General features: G+C 49.6%; 8 protein-coding genes and 1 pseudogene. 8 read left to right on the plus strand and 1 reads right to left on the minus strand.

Annotation, left to right across the window (positions count from 1 at the left end; all coding sequences use genetic code 11):
• The first annotated feature begins 19 nt into the window (after positions 1-19).
• The gene (locus AC14M5_RS08930) at positions 20-1,033 is read left to right on the plus strand and encodes a hypothetical protein (protein WP_484029308.1); all 1,014 of its coding nucleotides are present in this window, start codon (positions 20-22) and stop codon (positions 1,031-1,033) included.
• Between the two features lie 251 nt (positions 1,034-1,284).
• Here AC14M5_RS08930 and AC14M5_RS08935 read toward each other — a convergent pair whose 3' ends face one another.
• Complete coding sequence (locus AC14M5_RS08935) at positions 1,285-1,974, minus strand: hypothetical protein (protein ID WP_484029309.1); 690 nt, start codon at positions 1,972-1,974, stop codon at positions 1,285-1,287.
• 139 nt (positions 1,975-2,113) lie between these two features.
• On the opposite strand from AC14M5_RS08935, the gene AC14M5_RS08940 reads away from it, so the two are divergent.
• The 7 genes and pseudogenes from AC14M5_RS08940 to AC14M5_RS08970 all read left to right on the plus strand — a co-directional run.
• Positions 2,114-2,428, plus strand: coding sequence for a DUF6922 domain-containing protein (locus AC14M5_RS08940; RefSeq protein WP_484029310.1), 315 nt, complete (start codon positions 2,114-2,116; stop codon positions 2,426-2,428).
• Positions 2,416-3,096, plus strand: coding sequence for a nucleotidyl transferase AbiEii/AbiGii toxin family protein (locus AC14M5_RS08945; protein ID WP_484029311.1), 681 nt, complete (start codon positions 2,416-2,418; stop codon positions 3,094-3,096). The genes AC14M5_RS08940 and AC14M5_RS08945 overlap by 13 nt, the downstream gene beginning before the upstream one ends.
• 152 nt (positions 3,097-3,248) lie before the next feature.
• Positions 3,249-4,889: pseudogene (locus tag AC14M5_RS08950) on the plus strand (preprotein translocase subunit SecA); the annotation flags it as partial.
• A gap of 156 nt (positions 4,890-5,045) precedes the next feature.
• Positions 5,046-7,283 carry a preprotein translocase subunit SecA gene (locus AC14M5_RS08955; RefSeq protein ID WP_484029315.1) on the plus strand — a complete coding sequence of 746 codons (2,238 nt, stop codon included), beginning with the start codon at positions 5,046-5,048 and terminating at the stop codon, positions 7,281-7,283.
• 114 nt (positions 7,284-7,397) lie between these two features.
• Entirely contained in the window at positions 7,398-8,459 is a 1,062-nt protein-coding gene (add, locus tag AC14M5_RS08960) for an adenosine deaminase (protein WP_484029312.1), read from the plus strand.
• 316 nt (positions 8,460-8,775) lie between these two features.
• Positions 8,776-11,556, plus strand: coding sequence for an aconitate hydratase AcnA (gene acnA, locus AC14M5_RS08965; RefSeq protein WP_484029313.1), 2,781 nt, complete (start codon positions 8,776-8,778; stop codon positions 11,554-11,556).
• A 284-nt stretch (positions 11,557-11,840) separates the two neighbouring features.
• Positions 11,841-13,398: toll/interleukin-1 receptor domain-containing protein (locus tag AC14M5_RS08970; protein WP_484029314.1), on the plus strand; the 1,558-nt coding region annotated here is incomplete at its 3' end.

The following is a 13,398-nucleotide window of genomic DNA, read 5'->3' on the forward strand; positions in this document are numbered from 1 at the left end:
AATTTCATAGGAGAATAATATGACTATCATTGAGTTTCTTGATAATGCGTTAAGTAATTTTCTTTTACTTGTGAGCCAATCACCATTCTTGCAAATAGTTCTTGGTTTATGGATGTTATTAGCGTTATTCAATCAAGACTATAGAAAGAAACTACTGGACAATCTGGCCTTTTTCTTAAGAATGCCACTTACATATGATGAGTCTGAAGATGGTTCGAGCAGAAATGGTCAAACGAGTCAAGACAATACCCCTTTATATCCTCGGCGATGGTTTTCAGATATCGCCAAGGGATTAAAGAGCGGAATTGTAGAGCCATTCAAAAACCTCTTTTCTGGTATTGTAGGTATTATGAAATCGACAGGAGGAAACCTTTCTCTTGATTTGACCATGGGAGGCATTGTCTTATCTGGTTTTATGTACGCTGATGTTATTGGGGGGATAAACATATTAAGCTTAATCCCCGGTTTGATTTCTTGGAACATTCCGATTTGGTTAAGCGAATATTCCATAACAATTGTTGCTGGGACCATATTTTCGGTATTTGTCTCTGCTTGGGCATGGACTACAGTTGATCATAAGCAAGATGAAAAGTTCAATGAGGATGCAGTAAATAAGATTAGAAAAAACTTGGCTCGTTTCTTATTGTTTTCTAGCTTAATCACAATATTAGGAATAAATCTCTCAAAATTACCCGTTTTTGTTGATGGATTTTCAGAGGAGATGGTTGAATTTTTAGATCAAGTATCAGGTTTCTTTTTACACGTTATGGTTATGTTCAATGCTGCTATAGCCACGTTTTTGCTGGACAAGATTGGCAGAAAAGGTTTAGTAATTCTTGCGCTTCCTATACTGTTCGCACTATCAGTGCTTTTTTGGGTAATAAGCTTTCTTCTTTCGGTAATTGCTGGATTTGGACCTGTGGCAGTTGATATTGCTGTTCGAATAATCTTCGTGACGATGAATATTCTTGTGTTTTACATTATTGCGCCCATCGATTTGGGCGGGAGTCTATTATTCAAAAAACGCCAATGAATTTATGTTTTCTCATTAGTTGCAAAAATCAATAAGAGACTTTCTTGAGGTGGAATCCTCTCCGCGGGAAGCCGTATGCCAGAGCTCCAGTAATAAATTTTGGTGATAAGCATGGACTATGGCAAGGTTATGCGATCCTATGTAATATCTTTGTAAAATATTCCCCTTCGGCATTTATGCAGCGGTGACTCCACAAGAAGAGCAGTTGAACAGTATGGTGCTTTGGTGAAGCAGGCCAATGTTATATTCGGCTACCGCCCACTATCTGCGTCAGGTGGAATTTCCTGTTCCTTCTTCCCAATATATATCAGTGATTCCAGGTCTTCTAAATCTTCTGGGGTGTAGCGTTTTACAACCGCTCGCACTTCATCCAAATCCGCATCGGATGCCCAGCCCAACATCGTGCCTAGGTCACCCAGGTCGCGGGCGCGTTGCGCTGCCATTTTCAGGATGATTAAATAGGGCAGTTTTACAACTGGATATCCGGCAGGGTCATATGCTGGATTTCTCAAGGCCTCTTTGATCCATGGATAGGAGCCAAAAAGAACATCCACTTCCACACCTTCAGGGGAAACCAGTAAATAGCCTGGAATCGCTAATTGCGAATCGACGCGATAGCCTGCCCCTTCCAGCTTTTTTACGACTGCCTCGCCATCATTTTTGTGCACGATAATATCCAAGTCTTTGGTCATGCGTTCGGGCATGTAGGCGCGGGTAGCAACGCCGCCGATGATCGCCCAATGAATTCCTTTTAATATAGGACGCAAGTCTGGCCATGGATTCATCGCCGTTCTCCTTCGCATAAAATCGTGGCTGCTCCCCGTACCTGGTTTTACACGTCTCAAGACCATCTCGATCATAAAGCGTCTTTTTTGGCGCGGGGTGAGGTTGCCGTCAGGCGCGATCCTGGCAATGGCTGGAGGCACGGGTAAACTGCTCATTTGCTTATCTTACTACATCCGTGTGATAAAACTAAAGTCGCTTTTCGTTAATAAAGCTCCAATTTTCCTGTCATCCTAAGCGGCGATTCCGCAAAGTCTAATTGGAAAAGGCGATTACTTTACGAGTTATAATAACGATATGCAGCGCGCAATTTCCTCCTCCAAAATTCCCAAAGGATTGAAACCGTATTTTCAAGAATATGATATTGCACGGCTTGAGCTTACCCGCGATGCGAACTTGATCATTCAGCGTACGCTGGAGTTTGGCACGTGGGAGGAGATCCGCTGGCTGTTTGAGACCTATCGCAGTAAACGCATCCGTTTGTTTTTACGCGAACATGGCCAGCGATGGTTAAAGCCCGTTACGTTTAATTATTGGCGAAAATTGCTGGGCGTCCGCAGGTGGAAAAAACCTCCATTTGCTGTTGCCAAAGGGGAGTTATGGAATCATTGATTCTTAAACACCCTCACTGGGCTGCTCTTACATCCGCTACTCAAGATGCATTCCATTTGCTCAACGAGGTGGAAATCATCAAGCGTTTTTATCTGGCGGGCGGAACTGGTCTGGCGCTTCATTTTGGTCATCGCTTTTCTGTAGATTTGGACTTTTTCTCAGACGACCCCACGACTGTTGGGCCTGATGAACGCTCCATCCTGCGCGCCACTCTAAACGACCCAACACTTGAAATTACATATGATACAGATGCCACTTTTGTCGCAACCTGGCATGAGGTGGGAGTCAGTTTTTTTCGTTTGAATTTATATCCATTGGTGCAACCAACATTTTTGGTGGATAATGTCTGCCTTGCCAGCGTGGAAGAAATTGGGGCAATGAAACTTGCCGCCCTTATCAATCGCGGCACTCGTAAAGATATGGTGGATTTATATTTCATCCTGCAGCAGGTTTCTTTGGATGCGCTCTTTCAGGTGGCAGCTGTTAAATATGAAAAAGTGCGATCATTCCCTGTCAATGCTGTACGGGCATTATCCTATTTTGACGATGCCGAATCTTTGCCCATGCCGCAGATGCTGGATAAGACACCCTGGTCAAAAATGAAAAAGTTTCTTGAAGCAAAGGCGGTTGAAGCGGGGCGCAGGCGGCTGGCAGATTTATGGGAATAGCAGGAAAACCATAGGAAATCGATCTACTAACTGATCGTAACGATTGAATTTGGGGATGAATTCACAGTTGGGCATGGGGCGATAATAAGCACAGTTTTCTTACATTTCTCAAATCTCCCCATGCTATAATCCCTTCCTTGAAAGGGATGTAGATGCTTAAGAACTTCGTAAAATTATTCAGTGGTGATCCCACAAAAAAGACAGTTGAACAGTATGGCGCGCTTGTGGAGCAGGTCAACGGGCTGGAGGCGGAATATGAGGCCCTCAGCGATGGGACTTTACTAGCCAAGACCGATGAATTCAAGGCACGTGTGCAAGCCGCGACAGCGGGCTTAATCCCCATGCCAGTCGGGGGGCAGGGGGGCAAGGATGATGAACTTCGTAAAGCTGAGCAGGATATATTAGATGAGATCATGCCCGAAGCCTTCGCCGCGGTGCGTGAGGCCTCCAAGCGCACGATTGGTCTGCGTCATTATGACGTACAGATCATCGGCGGTGCGGCTTTGCACAGCGGCGAGATCGCGGAAATGCGCACAGGCGAGGGCAAGACCCTTGTGGCAACTTTGCCGGTCTATCTCAATGCGCTTACGGGACGCGGCGTTCATCTAATTACGGTCAATGATTACCTCGCGCGGCGTGATGCGCGTTGGATGGCTCCAATTTATAACGCGCTGGGCTTGAGCGTGGGCGTGCTTCAAATGGCAGCCGTGACCGAGAATGGCAAAAAAGCCTTCATCGTGGATTTTGAACGCGAGTCACCGCATGAAGACCAGGAACACCTCCGCATGGTGGATCGAGTCGAAGCCTATAGCGCGGATGTCACCTTCGGCACGAACTCCGAATTCGGTTTTGATTACCTGCGCGACAACATGGCCATGCGCCTCGAGAATCGCGTCCAGCGCGGCCATTACTATGCCATCGTGGATGAAGTGGATAACGTCTTGATCGATGAAGCGCGAACGCCGCTCATTATTTCGGGTCCCGCCTCCGGTGACCTGGAATGGTACGGGCGCATGGCGCTGGTCGTTAAACAATTGAAACCCGAAGATTACGAAGTGGATGAAAAGAATCGTAGCGTGACGCTGACCGAGATCGGCATCAGCCGCGTCGAATCTATTTTGGGGCTGCAACTGCTCGACCCCGATCGGCCCGAAGACCTAACCCCGGAACAGGCGCGCCTTACAGGTTATCTCGAACAGGCTTTGCGCGCGCAATATCTTTTTCATCGCAATAAGGATTATCTGGTGCAGGGCGGCAAGGTCATCATCGTGGATGAGTTCACAGGGCGTCTCATGCCTGGGCGCCGTTGGAGCGACGGGTTGCATCAGGCGGTGGAAGCCAAGGAAAACGTCAAGGTCGAGCCTGAGTCGGTCACGTATGCCACGATCACATTGCAAAATTATTTCCGTATGTATCAAAAGCTTGCGGGCATGACCGGTACTGCGTTGACCGAAGCCGAAGAGTTCAACAAGATCTATAAGCTCGAAGTTGCGCCGATCCCCCCGAACCTTGAATATCAATCCTATGGCAAGGAAGCGCCGCTGGTTGAAATTAAAACAAAAGATGATGAGGGTTATACCTATTCATATTTTGCAAGAACTGGCGAGACCGAACCCATATACTATCGACGCAAAGATTATCCCGATGTCATCTATCGCACGGTGGAGGCCAAGCTGCGCGCGATCGTGACCGAGATCATCCGTGACCATGTGCTGGGACGTCCGCTGTTGGTGGGCACGACCTCCGTTGAATCGTCCGACCGACTCTCGAATCGACTCAAGGCCGAACCTGTTCGCCGTTTGATGCAGTTGACCCTCGTCCGTGACTTTTATCTGCGCGCGAATAATTTGGAGGAAGATGGCCGTCTCATTGCGGACCTCGTGCCGTTTAGTGAGCCGATAGACAAGATCACCCCTGACGCTTTACGCAAGTTCATCGCGCCGCATGGAATGACAAGTATCAGTTTGGACGATGATGCTAACTTGCAAACCATTCTCGATATTTTACGATTGCCTGAAACATCAAAGAGCCGACTGAAGTCGGTATTACAAGGCGGCGTACCTCATCAGGTATTGAATGCACGCAAGCATACCGAAGAGTCACAGATCATTGCGGGCGCGGGCGCATTTGGCGCAGTGACAATTGCCACGAACATGGCCGGCCGCGGTGTGGATATCAAGCTCGGCGGCGAGATCGCCGAGGAAGTGATTTCGGCAGTCAATCGTGTATTGAGCAAGGCTGGCTATAAAGACCCGTTCGATATGACTTTGCAGGAGCGCCGTGAAGCCCTGCAAAAGATTGACCCATCAAATTATGGGATTTACGATGCAGAAGTACAACTCTTCCTGCAATATTTTGTGGAGATGGAAAGTGTCAAGCAACTGGGTGGTTTACACGTGATCGGTTCGGAACGACATGAAGCGCGCCGTATTGATAATCAGTTGCGCGGCCGTGCCGCCCGCCAAGGTGACCCTGGTTCCTCGCGCTTTTATCTTTCACTGCAAGACGATCTGATGCGTTTGTTCGGCGGCGAGCAGGTCAGCGGACTCATGGAACGCCTCAAGGTGGACGACTCGCTTCCATTGGAAGTGCGCCTCGTTAGCAATATCATCGAAGGTTCGCAGACCCGTGTGGAAGGCGCAAACTTTGACGTCCGCAAGCATTTGCTGGAATATGACGACGTGCTCAACATGCAGCGCTCGCAAATCTATAGTCAACGTGACCGCATCTTCGTAAAGGAAGACCTGAGCGAAGATATCGCGGACATGCTCGAAAATGAAGTAACCAAGCGTGTGGATATGGGCCTGACCGATGAGGAAGGCCCGTGGAAGTTGATCGCCTGGCTCGATCAGGTCCAGCCGCCGTTTGATTCGAAGGATGGGCTGTTCCCTTCATACGGTTTCAAACTTTTGCTGGATAAGATCGGCCCTGACCCTTCGACAGGCTCAGGGCAGGCTGTGCGGCTTTCGACGTTGGACGTTGTTTCAAAGTCCATTGAAACTGAACATGCTCATGCTTTGCGCGCCATCGAATCCCTGATCGAAAAAACCCAGGAGACTCTCGAACAGCAGGTCAGCGAGCGTGAAGATGCACTGGATGCCTATTTCCAGACCATGCGTGACTTGGAAGAAACACCGCGTCCGCAGAAAATTTTGGAAGAGGTCAATGCGCTTGTTCGTTTGCCACTGAGGTTTAATAATGACATTCAAAAGACCCTGGCTGAAGACCCTGAAGATGCAAAGGATGATATTCAGGAACTTGCTGCAAACCAGTTGACTGTGATCAGCGCAACTCGTGTGATCGGTGCCATCCAAAATCGTGTGGGTGAACAGATCCAGTGGCCGAGTCCCCTGCCTTCTGATTGGGATGAGCTGGCTGATATTTTGTTGAATACAGCACGTGAGGCGCTTGATAAGAAACGTGAAAGACTGAATACCCAGATCGCGCGCGATATTGATGTTTTATTGCAGCGCGAGCCTGCCAATGATGATGCTGGAAAATTGCGCTTGTTGTTGACCCTCTCGCAGGGTGCACGCACTGCTTTTGATCAGAAGACTCATAAGCAGGTTAAGCAGGTATACAATCGTTTTACTTATGTCTTTTATGCGGCACAATTGCTGGAAGATAGCGAAGCAGAGACCGTCGTTGAGGATGCGATGAGTCACCTCGATGCGGCGGAAGAGGCTTTGCGCGCGACCTGGGGGCAGAGTGAGTTTAACCGCTTGAATCAGAATGCCGTGAAACTGGCGGACTTCGGGCCTGCAGCGCGAATCGCTTTCGGGGAGGAAAGGCTCAACGAAGCAGTAGCAGGTTTGAGTGAGTCTGAGCGGGCGACATTGGCCGCGTCGATTGGCAAGTATGTATTGAATGAAGTCCACCGCCAGTTGCTGCTGGGCGCATTCAGCGAGTTATGGGTGGAATATCTCACCAAAGTGGAGGCCCTGAGAGTTTCGATCGGCCTCGAGGCTTACGCTCAACGTGACCCGCTGGTACAATATAAAGACCGCGCCTCCGGAATGTTTTCACAACTCCTTGAAGATGTGCGCGGGTTGGTGATCGGCCGCGCGTTTGCGGCAAGACCGCGCAGAGTGGAGATCACACCGATCGAGACCATAGAAATGGCAAGCGCGCCGAGTGAGACCTCGGTGCAAATTGGCGGCAATAAAAAGAAGAGGAAACGTCATTAAATAGCGATCATGTCATTGCGAGGGCGTTCTTGTTCTTAGCCCGAAGCAATCTCTATTTTGTTGAGGGAGATTGTTTCGCCATCAAAGTACAAGAGCGACGGCTCGCAATGACGGGTGAGAACTTTAGAGGCAGAGTTGTTCAAAGACGAAACCGCCCCCCTGAACAAATATTTTGCTCTTCCAAAAGTTGACTTACATCGTCATCTGGAAGGGTCTCTGCGTTTGACGACCATGCTCGACATTGCCCGTCAGCACGGGGTGACGGTCCCCATTAGCATGTTCAACTTAAGCGGGCTGGTGCAGGTGCAGGACCAGGACCCGATGACTTTCACGAATTTCCTCGATAAATTCAAAACCCTGCGGTTATTTTATAAATCACCTGATGTAATCCATCGCGTCACACGTGAGGCGGTGGAGGATGCGGCCAAGGATAATTGCCGCTACCTTGAGCTGCGTTTTACACCCGTGGCCTTGAGCCGGGCGGAGGGGTTCCCCTTGCACGATGTGATGGATTGGGTGATTACCAGTGCGCAGGAAGCCGCGAAGAAATATAAGATAAAGGTCGGCCTGATCGCTTCGGTTAACCGCCATGAAAGCCCGGAGCTGGCTGAGCAGGTGGCATGGCTTGCAGTGGAACATATCAAAAATGGATTGTTAGGCATGGACCTGGCCGGCAATGAAGCGGAGTTCAAGTCTGATCCGTTTCACGGAATTTTCAGAGAGGCGAAACAATCTGGCCTGCATCTGACCATCCACGCCGGGGAATGGGGCCCTGCGGAAAATGTCCGCGATGCGATCGAGAATTTGGGCGCCGAGCGAATTGGTCACGGTGTGCGCGTGCTGGAAGATGAATATGTGACGGCGCTCGCGAAAGAACGCGGCTCGGTCTTTGAAGTTTGTGTGACCAGCAATTATCAATCTGGTGTTGTAAGTTCCCTGCCCCAACATCCATTGCCGCATATGCTCGAGGCAGGCTTGAATGTAACGATCAACACCGATGACCCGAGTGTCTCACGCATCACATTGGCGCATGAATATCAGGATGTGTGTGAAGCTTTGAAAGTGCCCATGGTTGATTTGAAGAAATCCATTTTGCTCGCGGCGCAGGCTTCGTTTTTGAAGGATGAAGAAAAAACAAAGTTGGTTAACTCGCTTAAGAAAGAATTGAAGCATTAGGCTCATCCTCGCTGAGCGGAGTGAGGACACGCACTTTGTTCGAACGAAGTCGACATCGTACCCGAATGGGTAAGCGCGGGGTACTTGGAAAAGATTTATTGTTTGTGTAATAACCTGTCCTTCGACTACGCCGCGAAAACGTGCGGCTCCGCTCACACCGTCCCGACAATCTTTCGGGAGGACGAAGAAATAATATAAACCCCACCACAGTATCAAGGATATCAAAGGCGCTCCTTTATGTTCTTCGTAGGCTTGTGGTGTGAGTGTAGGTCACGCAAAGTGACCTAAGAAACCCTCATCACCAAAGGAGTATCCTATGAAAGATTTATTCAAGTCCCGTGACGTATTGAAAGTGGGAAAGAAGGAATACGTCATCTTCCGTCTCGATGCGTTGGAGAAGGCTGGGTTAACAAAACTCAGCAAACTGCCTTATTCCATTCGCATCGTGCTCGAAGCCGCCCTCCGTCAATGCAATGACAAGGAGATCACACAGGAAGATGTGAAGAACATCGCTTCGTGGACTCCCAAAGGCGCGCGCCCCGGCATTCCATTCCTGCCCGGCCGCGTCGTCATGCAGGATTTTACCGGCGTGCCCGCGGTGGTGGACCTGGCTGCCATGCGCGCGGCAGTTGCCCGCTTGGGTGGCGACCCGAAGAAGATCAATCCGCTTGTGCCAGTTGACCTGGTCATCGACCACTCGGTGCAGGTTGATTTCTTTGCCACAGCCGATGCGCTGAATCGCAATACCGAAGTTGAATTCCAGCGCAACCGCGAACGTTATGAATTTTTGAAATGGGGACAAAAGGCCTTCACCAACTTCCGCGTTGTGCCCCCGATGACCGGTATCGTTCACCAAGTCAATCTTGAAAATCTTGCTGAAGTTGTGATGACGAAAGTGGAGTCCGACGACTCCAGTCGTCGGGCGAAGTCGGAGACTTCGCAGTCCATTCTTGCCTTCCCCGATACTCTCGTCGGCACCGACTCGCACACCACCATGATCAATGGCCTCGGCGTTGTGGGTTGGGGTGTGGGTGGCATCGAAGCCGAAGCTGTCATGCTTGGCCAGCCCATGGACATGCTGCTGCCCGACGTCATTGGTTTCAAGTTGTATGGAAAATTAAGAGACGGCGTCACTGCCACCGATCTTGTGCTCACTGTTACACAAATGCTGCGCAAGAAAGGTGTGGTGGATAAGTTCGTTGAATTCTATGGCGAGGGTCTCACAAGCATGTCATTGACAGACCGCGCCACCATCGGCAACATGGCCCCGGAATATGGCGCTACCATGGGTTATTTCCCTGTGGATGAAGAGACGCTGCGTTATATGCGATTGACTGGTCGCTCCGACGAAACCGTTGCCCGTACTGAAGCCTACATGCGCGCACAAGGCCTCTTCCATGAACCCGGTATGCCCGAACCTGAATATACGGATCTGCTTGAATTGGATCTCGGATCGGTTCAGCCTTCCCTGGCAGGACCCAAACGCCCACAGGACCGCGTCGCGCTTGCCGATATGAAGGATACATTCCGAAAGGCATTGACCGCCCCTGTGAAGGACCGCGGCTATGAACTTTCTGGTGATGCCTTGAACCGCGAAGCCACCTTCGGCACGAATGGCGGTTCACAAAAGATGAAGCATGGCGCGGTGGTGATTGCGGCGATCACCTCCTGCACGAACACCTCCAACCCATCTGTGATGGTCGCAGCGGGTCTGGTCGCCAAGAAGGCTGTTGAAATGGGCTTGAATGTAAAGCCTTACGTGAAAACTTCTTTAGCCCCGGGTTCCCGCGTGGTGACTGAGTACCTTCAGAAGGCCGGGCTGATCGAGCCGCTTTCCAAACTTGGTTTCAACGTGATCGCCTACGGCTGTACCACTTGTATCGGTAACTCCGGCCCATTGCCCGGTGAAGTTGCCAAAGCCGTGACAGGTTCAGACATCGTTGCTGCGGCGGTCATTTCAGGCAATCGCAACTTCGAAGGCCGCGTGCATCCGTTGGTCAAAGCGAATTACCTTGCATCACCTCCATTGGTGGTGGCGTACGCGTTGGCCGGCACCGTGGATATTGACCTGAACAGCGAACCGCTTGGTACAGACAAAAACAATCAGCCCGTATATCTCAAAGATTTGTGGCCCAGCCAACAGGAAATCAGCGACACGATTGCATCCAGCGTCAAAGCCGAGATGTTCAAAGACAAATATTCAGATGTGTTTACTGGTTCCGATATGTGGAAGGAGATCAAGGTCAAGGAAGGTGACTTGTTCGAGTGGAGTGAAGAGTCCACTTATATTCATCACCCGCCTTACTTCCAAACATTGACCATCGATAGCCCTTCCATTCAAGAGATCAAGAATGCGCGTGTACTCGGCATATTCGGTGACTCGATCACTACCGATCATATTTCACCTGCCGGCAACATCGCCGTGGATTCTCCCGCTGGCAAGTTCCTACAGGAACGTGGCGTTCAGCCAAAAGACTTTAACCAATACGGCACACGCCGCGGTAATGACCTGGTGATGGCGCGCGGTACATTCGCCAATATCCGCTTGAAGAACATCATGGTCGCGCCGAAGGAAGGTAATTGGACCAAATTCTTTGACGACGGACAACGGACGGCGGACCATGGTCAATCGTCCATGGTCAATGGTCAAGAGATGGAGATGTCCATCTTCGACGCCGCCATGAAATATAAAGAAGCTGGAATACCAACTATTGTATTAGCTGGAAAAGAATATGGCACCGGCTCCAGCCGTGATTGGGCCGCGAAAGGCCCGATGTTGCAGGGCGTGAAGGCCGTCATCGCTGAATCTTTCGAACGCATTCATCGCTCGAATTTGGTGGGCATGGGCGTGCTTCCGCTGAGATTCGCTGAAGGGCAAAACGCCGAGTCCCTCGGTCTGGACGGAAGCGAAGTATTTTCCATCGAAGGCTTGAGTGACAAAATCCAACCCAAGAGTGAAGTCACCGTCAAGGCTAAGAAATCCAATGACAAGGTGGTTGAGTTCAAAGCTACAGTGTTGTTGAACACGGATGTTGAAGTCAACTACTATCGCAACGGCGGCATCCTGCACACGGTGCTGAGAAACTTGGTGAAGTAAATCTTTAAAGTGACTGCTGCTTTGGAGGCGGCAGTCACTTTTTTAATTTAACCTAAGTTGCTACTTGAAATAAAAGAGGACGTGTCACCCTGAGGGAGCGCGTTCTCCGCGACCGAAGGGTCTCCGTTTATGGTGTCAGAGATGCTCACCGCACTGGCGTACGGCGCAAGTGTCGGGGCAAGAACCGCCCCTCATCATGACACAACAGCAGTATGATAGCAATTTCAGTTAGATTAAGTATGATGCCGTGAAATAATTGCTCCCATTTAAAAAGAGGAGGAAGCATGAAGCCGAATATATTTATCAGCTATTCGCGCCGTGAAGTGGGGTTTGTGGATGAACTTGCCAGCCATCTTGAAAAGAAAGAATTCGATGTGTGGTTGGATTATCGCAATCTTGTACCGGGCATGCCCTGGGAGGATCAGATCTATCAGGGGATCATGAATTCAGACGTCATTTTACTGGTTATTTCAAAGTCTTCGATTGCATCTGAAAATGTGGAAGTGGAGTGGAGGCGCGTGCTCGATGAAATGAATAAGCGCGTCATCCTGCTGGTCTTCGAGGCGGTTGACCTGCCAAAGGAACTTGAGCGATTTGAATGGGTGGATTTTCGAGGAAGTTATCAAAAAGCATTGAAAGAACTGGATCGTCAGTTACAGATGCAGGAACAGGAGCAGCACCCTGCGCCGCAAATGGGATTTAAAATTCCCGCAGTGGTGTGGATGGCTTTCGCATTGAGCCTTGTTGTTTCGATCCTATCCCTGGGCGCATTATGGACTTTGTTCATTCCATTCTTTCTCCTGCCCCTGCCCTATCATATTATCAAACGAAGTTTCAAGTACCTGCTGGTTCAGGCATCCTTGGTAATGCTGCCCTTCTCGCTTTTTCTTGCATCCAATTTTTCCACGGATGAAGATACAGGTTATATGTTCGATGCCCTGACCTTTGTAAGCATTCCTTTTGTGCTTGCTCTGTTATTCGTCCTTCGTTCTGCGGGAATGCAAAGATGGGGCAAACCTGAAGCCACCTCGCCAGTATCATCTCACGAACGGCGCGTTGACTATCCTGATCCGAAGTCGGTTGCTTTTTTTATTGACCATGCCCCACAAGATCGAATGATCGCCAGCGAAATGACGGGGATCTTCAAGGAAACAGGCCACTCGGTAGCGCAGGATTCCAGCTCTGCCCTGGCTGTCTTCACTTTGATTTCACGTTTTAAGGATGACAGCGATGTGGATTGCCAGAAGCATGTGGTTTACCCCGTCATCATCCAATCCAACAATAATATCTCCCAGCAGCTCTCACGCCTTCAATGGCTGGATTTTCGCACAGGCGTGCATAACTTGAATACTGTTGCAAAACTTCTGCCAGAACCTTCAAAACTTTTACGCAGCCTCTGTATTCGCCCAATGGGGAATCAATTGGTTATGCCTCCTGTCATCATGTATCTCACGTACTTTATCGCCTTCCTGGCCGTTGTGTGCATTGGCAGTTGGTTCCCTTATATTCTTCAATATGCCGATGAATTTATATACGATCCGGGCTTTACGGTTGTGATTGGGCAGTTGGCGATCAGCCTTATCCTATTTGCGGCCATTTCATACTGGATGGGAAAGAACCTCGTGGAACGAAGGGGCTATTTTGCATCACTTACCGGGTTGATTGTTGGAATGCTTGCCCTGGGTGTCATCATTTTATGGCAGATCAATATTGACTCGATGGTTTTTACATTATTGAATACAAATATAGAATATCGCGGTTATTCATCCTATTACCCCCGGGCCATCTATCTGGCTGGCAACCTTATCATGCTGGTATATCTTTGGCTGAAGCGCAGGGACC

The sequence above is a fragment of the Candidatus Villigracilis sp. genome, assembly GCF_057083605.1.